General features: G+C 38.9%; 15 protein-coding genes. 10 read left to right on the top strand and 5 right to left on the bottom strand.

Annotated features, from left to right (window positions below; translation table 11 throughout):
* Positions 1 to 57: 57 nt before the first annotated feature.
* From H6G57_RS13995 to H6G57_RS29755, 6 genes are all read left to right on the top strand, one after another.
* Positions 58 to 702, top strand: a complete 645-nt coding sequence (locus tag H6G57_RS13995; protein WP_190519492.1) for a glycine zipper domain-containing protein — start codon at positions 58 to 60, stop codon at positions 700 to 702.
* Positions 703 to 717: 15 nt separating this feature from the next.
* On the top strand, positions 718 to 2,022 hold the full coding sequence (locus H6G57_RS13990; RefSeq protein WP_190519490.1) for a hypothetical protein: 1,305 nt from the start codon (positions 718 to 720) through the stop codon (positions 2,020 to 2,022).
* A gap of 38 nt (positions 2,023 to 2,060) precedes the next feature.
* Positions 2,061 to 2,471 (top strand): hypothetical protein, encoded by a 411-nt coding sequence (locus H6G57_RS13985; RefSeq protein WP_190519488.1) that lies wholly within the window; start codon positions 2,061 to 2,063, stop codon positions 2,469 to 2,471.
* Between the two features lie 11 nt (positions 2,472 to 2,482).
* Positions 2,483 to 2,866 (top strand): hypothetical protein, encoded by a 384-nt coding sequence (locus tag H6G57_RS13980; protein ID WP_190519486.1) that lies wholly within the window; start codon positions 2,483 to 2,485, stop codon positions 2,864 to 2,866.
* 378 nt (positions 2,867 to 3,244) lie between these two features.
* The gene (locus H6G57_RS13975) at positions 3,245 to 3,463 is read left to right on the top strand and encodes a hypothetical protein (RefSeq protein WP_190519485.1); all 219 of its coding nucleotides are present in this window, start codon (positions 3,245 to 3,247) and stop codon (positions 3,461 to 3,463) included.
* An 89-nt stretch (positions 3,464 to 3,552) separates the two neighbouring features.
* Positions 3,553 to 3,876, top strand: a complete 324-nt coding sequence (locus H6G57_RS29755; protein WP_375539521.1) for a PIN domain-containing protein — start codon at positions 3,553 to 3,555, stop codon at positions 3,874 to 3,876.
* A gap of 113 nt (positions 3,877 to 3,989) precedes the next feature.
* On the opposite strand, the gene H6G57_RS13965 is transcribed toward H6G57_RS29755, so the two are convergent.
* Complete coding sequence (locus tag H6G57_RS13965) at positions 3,990 to 4,631, bottom strand: hypothetical protein (protein ID WP_190519484.1); 642 nt, start codon at positions 4,629 to 4,631, stop codon at positions 3,990 to 3,992.
* Positions 4,632 to 4,766: 135 nt separating this feature from the next.
* Between H6G57_RS13965 and H6G57_RS13960 the strand changes: the two genes are divergently transcribed.
* The 4 genes from H6G57_RS13960 to H6G57_RS13945 all read left to right on the top strand — a co-directional run bounded on the left by H6G57_RS13960 (position 4,767) and on the right by H6G57_RS13945 (position 10,161).
* The gene (locus tag H6G57_RS13960) at positions 4,767 to 5,663 is read left to right on the top strand and encodes an ABC transporter permease (protein ID WP_190519483.1); all 897 of its coding nucleotides are present in this window, start codon (positions 4,767 to 4,769) and stop codon (positions 5,661 to 5,663) included.
* Between the two features lie 478 nt (positions 5,664 to 6,141).
* A complete protein-coding gene (locus H6G57_RS13955) occupies positions 6,142 to 7,191 on the top strand; it encodes a DUF3086 domain-containing protein (protein WP_242048977.1) in 1,050 nt (349 codons plus the stop codon).
* 154 nt (positions 7,192 to 7,345) lie between these two features.
* Positions 7,346 to 8,026, top strand: coding sequence for a glycerol-3-phosphate 1-O-acyltransferase PlsY (gene plsY / locus H6G57_RS13950; RefSeq protein WP_190519481.1), 681 nt, complete (start codon positions 7,346 to 7,348; stop codon positions 8,024 to 8,026).
* A 140-nt stretch (positions 8,027 to 8,166) separates the two neighbouring features.
* Complete coding sequence (locus H6G57_RS13945; RefSeq protein WP_190519479.1) at positions 8,167 to 10,161, top strand: adenylate/guanylate cyclase domain-containing protein; 1,995 nt, start codon at positions 8,167 to 8,169, stop codon at positions 10,159 to 10,161.
* A 129-nt stretch (positions 10,162 to 10,290) separates the two neighbouring features.
* Here H6G57_RS13945 and urtD read toward each other — a convergent pair whose 3' ends face one another.
* From urtD to urtA, 4 genes are all read right to left on the bottom strand, one after another.
* Positions 10,291 to 11,040 (bottom strand): urea ABC transporter ATP-binding protein UrtD, encoded by a 750-nt coding sequence (gene urtD / locus H6G57_RS13940; RefSeq protein WP_190519477.1) that lies wholly within the window; start codon positions 11,038 to 11,040, stop codon positions 10,291 to 10,293.
* Between the two features lie 4 nt (positions 11,041 to 11,044).
* Positions 11,045 to 12,226: an urea ABC transporter permease subunit UrtC gene (gene urtC, locus H6G57_RS13935; protein ID WP_190519475.1), complete on the bottom strand. Its 1,182-nt coding sequence runs from the start codon at positions 12,224 to 12,226 to the stop codon at positions 11,045 to 11,047.
* Positions 12,223 to 13,386: a branched-chain amino acid ABC transporter permease gene (locus H6G57_RS13930; RefSeq protein ID WP_190519473.1), complete on the bottom strand. Its 1,164-nt coding sequence runs from the start codon at positions 13,384 to 13,386 to the stop codon at positions 12,223 to 12,225. Before H6G57_RS13930 ends, urtC begins: the two co-directional genes overlap by 4 nt.
* Positions 13,387 to 13,630: 244 nt before the next feature.
* The gene (gene urtA / locus H6G57_RS13925; RefSeq protein WP_375539520.1) at positions 13,631 to 14,974 is read right to left on the bottom strand and encodes an urea ABC transporter substrate-binding protein; all 1,344 of its coding nucleotides are present in this window, start codon (positions 14,972 to 14,974) and stop codon (positions 13,631 to 13,633) included.
* Positions 14,975 to 15,728: the final 754 nt, after the last annotated feature.

The raw sequence follows: 15,728 nt of genomic DNA, 5'->3' as shown, positions 1-15,728 counted from the left end.
ATTGCTATAGTCGTCAGTGAAGTAAGTTTTAAACTAATGAAATTTAGGAGTTAAAAAATGGAACCTAACGATCTAGATCTAGTAGTACCAGTAGCAGGAGGAGCATTATTAGGAGCATTAGTAGGAGGCCCAGTAGGAGCAGCAATAGGAGCAGCAGGAGGAGCATTAGTAGGAGCAAAATTTAAACAGCTAAAAGAGGAGCAATCACAACAGCAAACTCGTAGAGAAGAACCCGAAAAATTTAACTCTAATTCTTCATTTTCTAGCATTTCTACAGTTCAAACCCATTCAAGTTTAACTACTACAGCACAAAAAATTACTCAAAAGTTTTTAGTTTTAGTAGTTTCTCATGCACAGGCTGGTTTTCTTGAATCACTCCAAGCAAAAGGAAGCATTGATTTTAAAGATGGGGAATCTCTTTATGAAATCACGAAATATTTATTGGTAGGGACTGAAGATAAATACTCTAAAATCAAAGCCAATATTAGCGATTATTTAGTCGCAAAAGGAGCAGAATCAGAATATGATATTTATCTAGTCTCTATCGAGCTAAATCAAGCAGATGAAGGGTTCAATTCTAATGTGAATCAACTGGATAGATATGATGCGTTTCGTAAATTAGCTGATTTATCAGTTAATTTTACAATTTCCCCTAGATTGCGAATAGAAGCCTACGAAAATATTGGAGTTTATAATCGTTAAACAGGAGTAATTAAAATGTTAATTGATACCACTCTTTTAGTTAACAATCCAGAAATTATCAAAGGTTTATTAGATGGTTCAATGAAACGCTATGGAAGCGTTATTAGATGGGCTGCGGGTACTGCAAATGGGGGTCAAATTGTCCGCCATTTAGCCGAAACGCCGGGACTAACTAGCAAACTGATGACAGTTCCCTTTTCCCCCATCTTGGGAGGAGTTGATATTATTGGTCATGGGCTTACCTATCATAAATTAATGGGTATTGAAAAAACTTTATCCTCAGTAATGGGATTAACTCAAATTGCTGCGGGCGCAAGTGTTTTAAATCTTGGTGTCAGTATTGCGGGCTTTGCCTATATGGGCTATAAACTGCACCAAATCCAAAACACTTTAGGTCACATTCAACAATCAATGGAAGCAGGCTTTAATCGACTTGAAGCTGACTTAAATCGGATTGAAAACAACTTAAACGCGGGTTTTTATCATCTTGATCAGCGCTTAAATCAAGTTGACAATAGTTTAGATATTATCTCTGGACAATTAGCTTATCTGTATTTATTAGTAGAAGATAGTCGCCAAAAACAAAAAAGCCTCGCCAAAGCGATTTCCCATCTTCATCAAGCCATGCTAATTAAAGAAATTGCGGCTTTAAAAGCTGAACTTGATGATCGCTCTCTTTTTCCTGATGAATCACCGAGATCAGCCATTAAAACAGCTTGCAGAGTGCGATTATTTCTCAGTAATCAAGCCATACAAGCTACCCCAGAATTAGATGCTGAAATTATGCTTAATGCTGATGTTTCTATTCAAGGTTGGGCTGTAGCCATCGCAACAGAAGCCAATCTTCTCCTAGAAATAGGAAAACATCAAGAAGCTAAAGAATTACTGGCGGTAGAAGTCCCCCAATTTAAACAAGTAGCGGAAAGATGGGCTCAAGCATTAATTAATAATGAAAACACTTATTTATCTACCGCTTATCGCTTTAGCAATGATCGGTTTAATAACTATATTACCCCCGAACGAGTCGAACGAATTACCCAAATATCAACAAGCGATCGCGCCTTATCTCCAGAGCAAATTAAAAGCAAAAAAACTCACGTTGATGTAGAATTTGATATGTCCTATAGTGCTACTAAATTTGATCTAGCCTGGACTTATCACCAAATTGCGGTAGCTGAATATTTAGATAGTTTGAGCGAACTTTCTGCCAGATTAGAAAGTTTAGAATCTTTTGCCGATCTGTGCGAAAGTAAAGGCGTGAAAAGCAGCCGGAAAATTATCCCTGGGAATGACGCTGAACCGGGTATATATGCAATATAAGATATGCGGATACTACTCATAAAAGAAAAGCACCACAAATGAAGCAAAATTCGGCTAAAAGTGGTAGTATTGATGAATCAGAAAGAGCCTTTGGTACAACAGAAAAAGCGATCGCGGAATTTCTTGAAAGAGAGGGAAAAAATGTTAAAGCCTTGGCAGAAAAAAACGATGGAGGTAGAAATCCCGATGCTGAGGTAGATGGAAAACCTACTGAATTTAAAAGTCTGGATTTTGGTGCTACAAGCGCAACAGTAAAAAATCAGATCAACAACTCGATTAGACGAGGGGGACAAGCTAGGGATATAATTATAGATGCTAGGACATCTGGGTTAATAGAGTCTGAGGCTGAACGAGGTTTGGAGAGAGCGAAAAATATTACACGCGGAAAAATTGATCGCGTCCGAATTATTGGCGATCGCTATGATATCACTTTTACTGAGTTTCAATAAAGGAGGTTTTTATGTCTCGGACACTAGATATTTTTGTAGACTTTCCCCATAAAATCGAATATTTAATCAAAGAATTAGAGTTGATATTGGATTTAAAATTTGAGCTTTTTTCTGATGGTACTGACAATTGGTATGAGTTTCGTAACTCAACCATCACTCTTACTATAGGAAAGCATGATTTTGAAAATGATCGAGATATCAAATTTGAAGAATACCCTTATAATCTATCAATCAGAGCACTGAACATCTCTAATGAATTTGAGAGAAAAAAGTGGTGTGATGATTTTGCTAGTTATGTTTTCCAAAAGTTGAAAGCAACTGAAAAGTATCGTTTAATGCTCGTGGATGACTTACAAGTGAAATTAGAGGAATTTGTACCCTTGATGAAAGTTTGATTGAACATCATAAAAGGCAATTTGTGAATCTAATTGTTACTATTATTTTGCTAACAATCAGCAATCACAGTGGCCATTTTCGACCCACTTCAGAAAGCTTAGAACTAGGAATTACATCCTTTAGGCAGCAAGGAGTTGACACAAGTAATGCTGATATCGAATATGTGGAGTAGATAAATTATGACTCAATCTCCTACGACAATATCAATTGATAGCATTATTGATGAGATGTTTTTATGTCTCAGACCTCATGGGGTGACAACCCGGTGAGATAGGAGCAATTATGGCAAATTTTCAAAAAAATATCAGTTAGTTTATTGCCTCTTAATCGTTACCTAATTTATAATTAAAAGTGATACTGACCGGGAAAAAATGAGCATGAATTTACAAGAATTGCAAAAGCAGGCATTACAGTTACCCATTAGCGATCGCTGGCAATTAGTACAAACTCTGTTAGAGTCATTGCAGCGAGAAACCAGTTCTAAATTGAAAAAGGGCAATCTTTCTCGACTACGAGGAATTGCCAAAAATACAGAAACATCCAGTGAAGATGCCGAAACAGATTATATTAACTATCTTACCCAGAAATATCAGTAATGCGAGTTTTAATTGACACCAATGTTGTTCTTGATTTTTTACAAGACCGAGAACCTTTCGTAGATGATGCAGCTAAACTATGAGCGAAAATTGATGCAGGAGAAATCGAAGGGTTTATTTCAGCAATAACAATTACTAACATTTATTACATTATTCGTAAAGCATCTGGTAAGATAGCTGCAAAAGATGCAATAGGGCAAATTCTGACAGACTTACAGATTTGTGCGGTTGATAAAGGAATTTTAGAACAAGCGATCGCATTGAATTTTCAAGATTTTGAGGATGCTGTGCAGTGTGCTTGTGGAATAGCAAATGAAGTAGATGCGATTATCACTCGTGATATTTCTGGATTTGTCAACGCGGGAATTTTAGTAATTGCACCTGGGGAGTTAAAAAATCTTACGGGTCAGTAAATTAAGCGAGCATCCCAACATCGTGTTAGGCTTTAATTAGAGGATAACTGAAATGTCAAGGGCGTGATTTAATCAAAACACGAACCCTTGAATTAGCTTTGCTTAAATCAGCTTTATTCAGGATTAAAACTACCTCCATATTCTCGCCCAGACACATTTTCAATGGCTTCTAAAGCTGCTTTTGATCCAGCGATAATATCTCGTTCTTCTCCTCCTAAATATAACCGTCCAAAACTTCCTACAGCCGTTACTTGCAGAATATTAATTAACGCCGATTTTTCCGCTTCATTGGCGGCTAAAGCTGCATAAGCGGCGGGTTGAACTTCCAAAATATATAAACTTTGACCCCCTAAAATTAATTGACCTCGACGGTTACGATTAATGAGTTGAGCTTGATGGGGGTCAAGATTGCGAATAATTTGACTAGACATAATTTGAGGTTTGAGGCGATCGCTTTCCCGTAATCCTAAAAAGTCCAAAATCGCTCGTCCTGCTGTCACCGTATCCCCTTGACGGCTAGAATGTATTTCCAAAAGGCCATAAAGTCGTTCAATAAACAACACCCCTGGACGTACAGACGTCGCCTTCAAGGCCACATCTGTAATCCGGTTAATTTCAATCCCCGGCGACACTTCAATCCACAGGGAAGAATCCCCCGGTAAGGGTAAAAACCCCAGTGACACCGTACCAATATAGGCTGCGTGTTGCCTTTGAAGGTTATCTAAATAAACGTAGCTGCGTAATTCTATACCCATTATCAGTTATCAGTTATCAGTTATCAGTTATCAGTTATCAGTTATCAGTTAATAGGCAATAGGCAATAGGCAATAGGCAATAGGCAATAGGCAATAGGCAATAGGCAACAGTCAACCGTCAACCATCAATAAACTATGAGTATTGTGGCATTATTTGGGGCAATTGAAACGGGATTACTCTATGCCTTAATTGGTTTAGGGGTGTATTTGTCCTTTCGGGTCTTGGAATTTCCTGATTTAACCGTTGATGGCAGTTTTCCCTTGGGGGGTGCGGTGGTGGCTACTTTAATCCTTCAAGGGGTGAATCCTGCGATCGCAACCTTGATCGCTTGTCTAGCGGGTGCGTTAGCCGGGTTAGTCACCGCTTGGTTAAATGTTCAGTTAAAAATTCTGCATTTATTAGCCAGTATTTTAACGATGATTTCCCTCTATTCAATTAATTTAAGAATTATGGGAAAACCCAATATTGCCTTATTAGGACAACCGACAATTTTAACGCCGTTACAACCTGTTTTTAACTCAATCCCTCAATGGCTTGTAATTCCGATGATTTTATTGGCAATTGTCATCGTTATAAAAATCCTATTAGATCAATTTCTCAATTCAGAAATCGGGTTAGCCATGCGGGCAACGGGTGCTAATCCCCTGATGGCAAAAGCCCAAGGAATTACAACGGAAAGGATGATATTATTAGGAATGGCAATGAGTAACGCTTTAGTCGCCTTGGGAGGGGCATTATTTGCTCAAATTTATGGATTTGCCGATGTTACAATGGGGGTGGGAACAATTGTTTTTGGATTAGCTGCGGTGATTATTGGAGAAACATTTATTACTCCAACAACGGTTATGAAAGCTACATTAGGAGCAATATTCGGATCAGTCATTTATCGAATTGCTGTTGCTTTAGCGTTAAATGCAGATTTTTTAGGATTTCAAGCCCAAGATTTGAATTTAGTTACTGCAATATTAGTAACATTAGCCTTGGTTTTACCCCAATCTCGCAGTCATTTAGGAACATTTTTAAAACGCTAATCTTGTCTGATCTAAACGTAGGATTGGCTCTGCCCATCACCATTCTATTAGTCATTTTTTATCAATTAAGATGTCCCGTTAATTGGGGACAGATGATTCTAGCTGAGTCATTAAATCACCTCATCGGTTTCTGTAATGCTACAATCACTCTAACAGGTGAGGGTAAAAAACCTGTCTAAACACCCGAATAACCGAACAGGTTAACGCTATACTTTGACTCAGCACATCCCCTTGTGTTTAGACCGGGACTTTCAATTTCATGAATTCAGAAGAAACTCAAATCCGAGATCAAAACAACCCCCCAAAAGGCGATGCTTCTTCCTTCACAGAACCGTCTGTTCCCTCTGAGCCAGAAATTGGGGGGAACCCTAGCAATATAAATCGTTCACCGATCGCTGACCCTTGGGAGTCTAACGAATTGCAAACTCCCGAACCCGTATCAGCGCCCTCAACAATGCCCACCCTGTCTGAACGCCTGATGTCCGAACCCATAGAAGAAGTGACCACTCAGTTAGGTCAACGGGTAAGCACGTTACAGCGTCAAGAACAAGAATTGCAACAAAAAATTGCTCAATTGCAGGCGACTAATGCCAAAATGCAGCAGGAACAATTGGCCTTAACTCAGTCGATGGGGAAATTAATCTCCTCAGCGTTAGATCAGTTAGAACAACGTAAACAAACCTTACAAATTGAAGTCGAAAAACTAGAACGTCGTCGCGATCGCATTCAAAAAGAAATGCGGACTTCCTTCGCCGGAGTTTCCCAAGAACTCGCCATCCGCGTCCAAGGATTTAAAGATTATTTAGTCGGGAGTTTACAAGATTTAGTCGCTACGACTGAACAATTAGAACTTTTACCCGAAACCCCTCCCCAACCCCCCCTACGAGAAATTGCTCCACCCCCTCAAGCTCCTCAACCTTCCAGAGTAGATAGGGGAGACAGTGGCGACAATTCCCAAAGTGCTCCCACTCCCCAATTTTCAGAGCAGGGATTTCAGGAACAAACCAAGAGAATTCGCCAACTCCTCGATCAATATCGCAATTCTCCCGATTATTATGGTACACCTTGGCAATTGCGACGTACCTTTGAACCTATCCACGCCAAACGGGTTTCTAATTGGTTCTTTACCCAAGGAGGACGGGGTGCGTTACGGACGATGGGAAGTCGTTTACAAAATATTTTGATTGCTTCGGCGACGATTTCCGTTCTCAGAAATCTCTATGGAAACCGTTTAAGAACCTTGGTTTTAGCCAATACTCCTGAACGTTTGGGAGAATGGCGACGGGGGTTACAAGATTGTTTAGGAATTGATCGGCGAGATTTTGGGCCAGAACAGGGAATTGTATTATTTGAAGAGCCGGAAGTTTTATCTCAAAAAGCTGAACGTCTCGTTAAAGAAGGACGATTACCCTTGATTATTATTGATGATATGGAAGACAAAATTAGTCTATCTTTACTTCAATTTCCCCTGTGGTTAGCCTTCGCTCCCGATCCCCAAACCCTACAACAACCCATTGAAAGATTTTAAATCAAATATGTGGAACAGGCATCTTGCCTGTTAATCAGTTATCAGTTATCAGTTATCAGTTATCAGTTATCAGTTATCAGTTATCAGTTATCAGTTATCAGTTATCAGTTCACTGTTGGTTGTTCCCTATCCTATAAAATAATGGAATTTAAACATGATTGAATGGTTATTAATTAATACGGGATTATTAGTAATAGCTTATTTCCTGGGTTCTATGCCAACGGGATATGCTATAGGACGTTGGTTTTATGGAATTGATATTCTGGCTGAGGGTTCCGGTTCTACTGGCGCCACGAATATCCTCAGAACCTTGGGAAAATTCCCAGCATTGCTAGTTTTACTAATTGATATTTTAAAAGGAACATCAGCCGTTGTTCTGGTTTTTTGGGTTTATTCCCTTTCCTTAACCTCTGAACTCGCTCAAACGGCGGGAATTCAAAATCTGGATCAATTGCAATATTGGATAGCAATTCTGGCGGGATTAATTGTTGTTATCGGTCATACAAAATCGATATGGATTGGATGGAGAGGAGGAAAATCTGTTGCTTCTAGTCTAGGGATTTTATTCGCCTTAGATTGGAAATTAGCTTTAGCCACATTAGGAATTTTTGCCCTGGTTTTAGCCATTTCTCGAATTGTTTCCTTGAGTTCGATTGCAGGGGCAATTGGAATTGCTATTTTAATGATTATTACAGGAGAACCCTTACCGTATCAAATCTTTGCGATCGCTGGGGGAATTTATGTCATCTGGCGACATCGCAGTAATATTGATCGGATTCTTAAAGGAACAGAACCCAGAGTTGGCGAAAAATTAACTACCCAAGTTCAATCATAAGCTCAACCTTAAAATTATTCGTTAAGATAAAGTCAACAACGGTTTGATTTCGATAAAATTCTACCTTTCGATAGAGAAGTTATTCCTGTTAAGGCAGGGATTAGGTGCGAATCCAGATTAAGGAACCAGGGAGTATCACGATGGCATCTCTATCTCGTCTGTTTGCATCAAATCAAAACGCACCTAAACTATCCCTGCGGATTGTTTTTGTCGTTCCTTTCCTGTTACAAATTTTTGCCTCGGTCGGATTAACGGGATGGTTATCCTTTCGCAATGGTTCCATCGCCGTTAATGATTTAGCAACTCAATTAAGAATTGAATTAAGTAATCGTATTCAACAGGAACTTCACACCTATTTAGAAACTCCCCATATTGTTAACCAAATTAATGTCGATACCTTAAAAATGGGATTAATTAACCTCAATAATACGTCCCAGATGGAACGGTATCTCTGGAATCAGTTACAACAATTTCAAACTGCGAGTTATATTGGAATTGGATTGCAAAATGGCTATTATATTGGCGCAAATCGCAACGATGATGGTACAATAGAATTTGATATTGTTGATCAAAGAACATCAGGAAAATTTGAAAAATGGTTAACCAATAATCAAGGCGATCGCAGTCAATTATTAAGTGTTCGAGAGAATTATGATCCTAGAGTTCGTCCTTGGTATAAAGCGGGAGTGAAAGCCGGAAAAGCCGTTTGGAGTGAAATTTATGCCTATTTTGGTTCCAGAGTTCTCGTGATTTCAGCTAACCAACCGATTTATAATCAAAAAAAACAGCTATTAGGGGTAGCGAGTACCGATTTAACTTTAGAACGGATTAGTCAGTTTCTCAATAGTTTAAAAATTGGCAAAACCGGACAAACCTTTGTCATGGAAAAAAACGGCTATTTAGTGGCTACATCCACCTTAGAAGAAACCTTTATTGTTAATGCTAAAAAAGAGGAAACTGAACGGATCAAAGCCGTTAACAGTAGTAATCCCTTAACCCAAGCTACCTCTCGTTATTTAGTCGAACATTTTGGCAATTTAGATCAGATTCAACAGTCAACTCAACTCACCTTTGAGATTAATGGTAAACATCAATATTTACAAGTCACTCCTTTATCTGATCAACGGGGAATTAATTGGTTAATTGTGGTTGTAGTTCCTGAATCTGATTTTATGGCAGAAATTCATGCTAATAATCAGACTACTATTTTATTATGTTTAGTAGCGTTATTTGTAGCAACATTATGCGGAATTTATACCGCCCGTTGGATTAGTACCCCGATTTTACGCCTCAGTCAAGCCAGTCAAGCGATCGCCAGTGGAGAACTCGATCAAACGATTCCTGTGGAATCCATTCAAGAATTAGGGATTTTAGCTAATTCTTTTAATACCATGACGCAACAGTTAAAAGCGTCTTTTCATGAATTAGAAAAAACCAATGCAGAACTCGAACAACGAGTTGAAGAACGTACCGCAGATTTAAGATTAGAAAAAGAGCGTTCAGAACAATTATTATTAAATATTTTACCCGAAGCCATTGCGGAACAACTCAAACAAGATACAAAAGCGATCGCATCTGCGATTGAAGAAGTTACGATATTATTTGCGGATATTGTTGGATTTACGCCGCTTTCTTCTAAAGTACCTCCCATAGAATTAGTCGGTGTTCTCAATGAAATGTTCTCCATTTTTGATAATTTAGCCGAACACAATGGATTAGAAAAAATTAAAACCATTGGGGATGCGTATATGGTGGTCGGAGGTTTACCCTTACCCAAACCCAATCATGCAGAAGCGATCGCAGATATGGCGTTAGGAATGCAAGCCGCCATGTCTCAATTTCAAGCGCCTTTAGAACGATTTAATATCGGATCTCAATTTCAAATTAGAATCGGAATTAATACGGGTTCTGTCGTCGCAGGTGTGATTGGAATTAAAAAGTTTATTTATGATTTATGGGGAGATGCAGTTAATATTGCGTCTCGCATGGAATCTTCCGGGGAACCGGGACGTATTCAAGTCACAGAAGCCACTTATGAACGAATTAAAGATCAATATAATTTTGAAAAACGGGGTAAAATTTCAATTAAAGGGAAAGGAGAAATGACCACCTATTGGTTAGTGGGTAAAAAATAAATCTTGATTAGCATTATAAACTATTTCAACCTGACGGGTTTGTCACCCCGCCAGCACTAATTCACTCAGGATAGCTCCTATGCCAAAACTGCGTGTTCAGGGTATGATTAAAGGGTATGATTAAACTGTTTATTCTTCCTCTTGTTTTCCTAAATAAACTTCAATCACACGGGGGTCATTTTGAACTTCATCCATATCCCCTTGACACAATACCGAACCTTGATGCAAAACCGTTACTGTTCGAGCAATTTGTCGAACAAATTCCATATCATGTTCTATCACAATAATAGAGTGACTTTCGGCTAACGCTAATAACAAATTGCCGACATTTTCTGTTTCTTCATCGGTCAGACCCGCTACCGGTTCATCAACTAATAATAAATCAGGAGATTGTGCCACTAACATTCCAATTTCTAACCGTTGTTTTTCCCCATGAGATAATAAGGCAGCAGGAAAATCAGCTTTAGCAATTAATCCAACGGTTTCTAATAGTCCCGCAACGGTTCTAATTTCTCCCCCAGTTGTGCGTTGAAATAAGGTAGGGAATACATTTTTATTGCGGTTACACGCTAAATCTAAATTATCTCTAACGGTTAAATTGAGATAAATTCTAGGGGTTTGGAATTTTCGCCCGATGCCAAAACAAGCAATTTGATATTCGGGCATTTTTCTAAGATTACGCCCTTTAAAAATCACCTGTCCTTCGGTGGGTTGAACTTTGCCCGTAATCACATCTAAAAACGTCGTTTTCCCGGCTCCATTGGGGCCAATAATCACTCGTAATTCCCCCACATCCATACTAAAAGTTAGATGATTGAGAGCTTTAAATCCATCAAAACTGACGGTGACATCGTTAATCTCTAAAATTTTAGCAGTCATGGTTTTAATCTTTGGTGATTTTTTGTTCAAATTCTTCGCGTTCTAACTCGATTTCAGGGTCTTCTTCTAAACGGGGATAGGTAATAACGGCTTTTGGAAATCCGAATATAGAACGAATTTTATCAACTCCAATGGTTCGTATCCATCCCACAATTCCATCGGGTAATACTGTCACCACAATGAGGAATAATGCCCCTTGGAAAAACAGCCACACTTCGGGAAATTGTTCACTTAATACGGTTCTTCCTAACCGAACTAACAACGTTCCTAAAATTGCCCCAACTAAGGTTCCTCGTCCACCCACAGCCACCCAAATCACCATTTCAATTGAAAAGGCAACATCCATCGCATTTGGGGTAATAATTCCGGTTTGGACGGTATACAAAGCTCCTGCAATTCCAGCAAATGCACCTGAAATGGAAAAGACTAATACTTTAAACCAAGTGGGATTATAACCGGAAAATCTCAGGCGAAATTCATCATCTCGAATAGCAATTAATAAATTACCAAACCGTCCACTGGTTAACCAGCGACACAGTAAATAGATGGCAATTAAAAACAGAATGGTAATTTCATAAAACGCTAACTGAACCGGGGGAGAACCGACCACAAATCCGAAGATTTTATCGGTTTCCGTTTTTAACCCGTTGGTTCCGTTAATCAGTTGTTGTTGACCGTTAAAGAAGTTAAAGAAAACGATTAACGCGGCTTGGGTAATAATCGAAAAGTATACCCCTTTAATCCGGTTTCTAAAGACTAAATAGCCTAATAATCCAGCAACAATACCCGGAATCACAATAACCGCAAACAGGGTAAAGGGAAAGGAATAAAATGGTTTCCATAAACCGGGTAAATCATTCACACCATAGAGGGTAAAAAATTCTGGGATTTCACCTGGGGGAAGTTGCAATTTAATATACATGGCTAAGGCATAACCGCCTAAAGCAAAAAAGATGCCATGTCCTAAACTCAATAATCCCGTATATCCCCAAATTAAATCAATGCCTAATGCAGCAATTGATAAGGCCAGAAATCGACCCAATAGTTGTAACCGAAAAATCGGTAAAATCAAGGGCATCAGAATCGCAAAAAATAAACTAAACCCGATAATACCTGCCCCTTCTATCAGCAGTTTTTGACGTTTCTGCTTTTTAGTTTTAGCTAGAATGCTAATCTCATCCTTCATAGTTCGGCTGTTCTCCCTTTTTGTGGAAAAATTCCTGATGGTTTAACTTGTAAAAAGGCAATAATTAACACAAACACTAAGACTTTTGCCATACTGGTTGTTGCGAAAAAATTGAAGAAATCAACGAAGAATGGCGCAGCATTGATGTTAGTTAATAATAAAGCTAAGGTTCCTGAACCAATTAAATAACTGCTGACACCAATAGCAAAGGCGGCAATTACGGCTCCTAAAAGATTTCCGACTCCTCCAACAACGACAACCATGAAGGTATCCACAATATAATTTTGTCCGGTATTAGGGCCGACTGATCCTAATAATGTAATCGCACATCCCGCAATTCCAGCCAGTCCTGAACCAATGGAAAAAGTTAGCGCATCAACGGTGCTTGTGGGAATGCCTAAACAAGCGCTCATGGTACGATTTTGAGTGACAGCGCGAATTCTTAACCCCCAATTAGATTTATTGAAAAACCAATTAATTCCAATTAAACAAAGAATCGTTAAAACAATAATAAAAACACGGGAATAGGGGATTTGAAATGTACCTAATTCTAAGCCTCCTCGCAACCAAGGCGGAGCAGTGACATCAACATTTCTGGCACTAAACCAAGGTTTTGCTAAGGCTTTTTGGCTTTGTCCAATCACTAATCCGACTGTAAAGGCTATTCCTGATGATAATAAGAACAAAACAGAAATCGCCCACTGTTGAATTTTCTCCCAATTCGTCTGACGACGCAGTACCCATAATCCTCCAAAAAATAGCAGACAAAAGATAATAATCCCCATCAGAAATGTGGTACTGATACTGCGAACCAATTGTTGCAAAATTAAACTCACACCCCAAGTTGCTAATAAGGTTTCTAAAGGTCTTCCATAAAGAAACCGAATTACCCCTCGTTCTAAGGCTAATCCTGCTAAAGCTGTGACAATAAAGGCAATGGGAATCGCAAAAATAATATAGGTACTAAATAAAGGTTCACCTAACGGTTTGAAGATATTTTGAACGACAAAGGTTGTATAGGCTCCTAACATAATCAGTTCCCCATGAGCGAGGTTAATCACACCCATGAGTCCAAAAACAATAGCGAGTCCTAATGCTGCCATTAACAACACCGAACCGATGCTAATTCCATTAAAGATGGCAATGAATAGGTCTTGCATTTTTTAGGAAAATCTGTAAATTGTAGCAGGGAACAGGGAACAGGGAATAGGGAACGGAGAACAGTAAGCAAATAAGGATTTGCTGTATCACTCTTTTTACTAACCCCTTTGGAGATTTTTATAGGTTAGAAAAAGGCAAATTATTTGTGCTTTTATCAGCTAACTCTGACTTTATAAAGGGGGAATTAGAAAGTCAAAGTCCCCCTTTTTTAGGGGGATTTCGGGGGAGCAAATCTGGGATTAATTATGTTCCTTGCATTTGGAATTTCTCGCCTTTATTGGGATCTGTCCAGTCACAAGCATAACCTTTTGTTGCAGGTACAAATTGGTTCCAAGGTACGGGATCAACCGGGCCTTCTGTTGCCCAAACAATATTAAATAATCCATCATCTCTAACCTGTCCAATTCGCACGGTTTTAGAAATATGATGGTTCGGGAACATCGTGACTTGACCTTCGGGAGCATCCATACTTTGACCAACAGCCGCTAATCTAACTTTTTCTAAATCATCAGCCGTTCCCGCTTTTTCTACTGCTTGTTTCCACAAATACACCATAATATAAGCGGCTTCCATGGGGTCATTTGTGACTCGATCTTGTCCATATTCCGCTTTAAAAGCTTCTACCCATTTTTTATTAGCAGGAGTATCAACGGTTTGGAAATAATTCCAAGCTGCATAGTGACCTAAAAGGAATTCTTTACCAATTTGTCGCACTTCTTCTTCCGCAATACTTACTGACATTACGGGATATTTATCAGGGGTCATTCCTGCACCCTGTAATTGTTTGAAGAAAGCTACATTACTATCCCCATTCAGGCTATTAAAAATTACGCCTCCGTTGGGTAAGGCTTGCTTAATTTTGGTGATAATCGGGGTAACTTCCGTATTGCCTAACGGTAAGTAATCTTCGCCAACAGTTGTTCCACCAATGGCTGCTAATTGTTCTTTAATAATGGTGTTTGCGGTGCGGGGAAACACATAGTCTGATCCGACTAAGAAAAATTCCTGACCTTTATTATCAAATAACCATTGAACAGCAGGTTCAATTTGTTGGTTTGGGGCGGCACCTGTATAAAAAATGTTTTTAGAACATTCTTGACCTTCGTATTGAACCGGATACCATAACATATGGTTTTTGGATTCAAAGACATCTTTTACCGCTTTACGACTAGCCGATGTCCAGCATCCAAACACCGTCACAACTTTATCTTGATCAATCAATTTTTGGGCTTTTTCGGCAAAGGTCGGCCAGTCAGAAGCCCCATCTTCAACCACGGCTTCAATTTGTTTACCGAGTACCCCACCATTGGCATTAATTTCTTTAATTGCTAATTTTTCGGCTTCAACAACAGTGGTTTCACTAATTGCCATTGTTCCACTCAAAGAGTGAAGAATTCCCACTTTAATTGTATCGCCACTTCCTGTGCTGGTACTTGCGGTTGTAGCGGTTGGATTGGGAGAATTTGCCGTTGTTGGACTGGTGGTATTGACGGCAGAATTAGCACAACCTTTGAGGAAAAAGGCGCTTCCAAAGGCTGCTGAACCATAAACTAAGAATTTGCGTCTACCTAATCTTTTTTTCACGATGACTATTTAGGTATTTAACTTAAAAAAATGGATGAAGAATAGGTCATTTTCTTTACCCTGTTAGCCAATAATATATCGGTTAACTTCCCCCATCGAGCCGTAGATAAAAAAGCTTAAAAATTCCCCATTAACTACGATTCGATCAAGATGTGGTATGAACAATTTCCCATTCAGGCTTTGTATACTAAAGGAATTCTAAACTGTGAATTGTAATCTACAATACAAAATATCCAAAATTATTAAAAAGTTAATTATATTAACATAGATTTTTATTGAAAACTAAAAATTTAACATCAAGAAAATAACGCGAGTCTTGCTCTAACTTAACTCCCGAAAAAACCAGAGGCTTCTATTAAGAACCTCTTTTGTATTCAATAGTTGCATTGAAGATATGCAATTTAAGGATTATACAGCAGAACAGGCGTATTGACCGTTGATAGAGAAATACGGATACCCAGTACAGAATCAAAACCTAATCATTTCCCTACCCGTCTCCCCGTCTCCCCGTCTCCCCGTCTCCCCGTCTCCCCGTCAGCCTCACCCCCCTGATGGGTTACTCCCTGCTCCCCAAATCTTCAAGATAGAGGGAAGATAAAAGACACAAAGAAGCATTTAAGTTTTGTTTGCATTTACCAAAACTGCTTCTTAGATAATGTGCAGGTTGTTCAGGATTTGATGAGGTTGTTACGACCTTTTCATATTACTGTTCCGTTCAATCAAGGCATCTATTTTGATAGCCATCAGGGGTCATTTC

Origin of the sequence: Planktothrix sp. FACHB-1365 (genome assembly GCF_014697575.1) — a bacterium.
Lineage (GTDB): Bacteria > Cyanobacteriota > Cyanobacteriia > Cyanobacteriales > Microcoleaceae > Planktothrix.
The sequence above is the reverse complement of the archived record's forward strand: the minus strand, read 5'-3'. Positions and strand labels throughout refer to the sequence as shown.

Excerpts from the sequence above, each read along its gene's own strand:
- H6G57_RS13995 (WP_190519492.1), top strand. The coding sequence starts at position 58 with ATGGAACCTAACGATCTAGATCTAGTAGTACCAGTAGCAGGAGGAGCA.
- H6G57_RS13990 (WP_190519490.1), top strand. The coding sequence starts at position 718 with ATGTTAATTGATACCACTCTTTTAGTTAACAATCCAGAAATTATCAAA.
- H6G57_RS13985 (WP_190519488.1), top strand. The coding sequence starts at position 2,061 with ATGAAGCAAAATTCGGCTAAAAGTGGTAGTATTGATGAATCAGAAAGA.
- H6G57_RS13980 (WP_190519486.1), top strand. The coding sequence starts at position 2,483 with ATGTCTCGGACACTAGATATTTTTGTAGACTTTCCCCATAAAATCGAA.
- H6G57_RS13975 (WP_190519485.1), top strand. The coding sequence starts at position 3,245 with ATGAATTTACAAGAATTGCAAAAGCAGGCATTACAGTTACCCATTAGC.
- H6G57_RS13965 (WP_190519484.1), bottom strand. The coding sequence starts at position 4,631 with ATGGGTATAGAATTACGCAGCTACGTTTATTTAGATAACCTTCAAAGG.
- H6G57_RS13960 (WP_190519483.1), top strand. The coding sequence starts at position 4,767 with ATGAGTATTGTGGCATTATTTGGGGCAATTGAAACGGGATTACTCTAT.
- H6G57_RS13955 (WP_242048977.1), top strand. The coding sequence starts at position 6,142 with ATGTCCGAACCCATAGAAGAAGTGACCACTCAGTTAGGTCAACGGGTA.
- plsY (WP_190519481.1), top strand. The coding sequence starts at position 7,346 with ATGATTGAATGGTTATTAATTAATACGGGATTATTAGTAATAGCTTAT.
- H6G57_RS13945 (WP_190519479.1), top strand. The coding sequence starts at position 8,167 with ATGGCATCTCTATCTCGTCTGTTTGCATCAAATCAAAACGCACCTAAA.
- urtD (WP_190519477.1), bottom strand. The coding sequence starts at position 11,040 with ATGACTGCTAAAATTTTAGAGATTAACGATGTCACCGTCAGTTTTGAT.
- urtC (WP_190519475.1), bottom strand. The coding sequence starts at position 12,226 with ATGAAGGATGAGATTAGCATTCTAGCTAAAACTAAAAAGCAGAAACGT.
- H6G57_RS13930 (WP_190519473.1), bottom strand. The coding sequence starts at position 13,386 with ATGCAAGACCTATTCATTGCCATCTTTAATGGAATTAGCATCGGTTCG.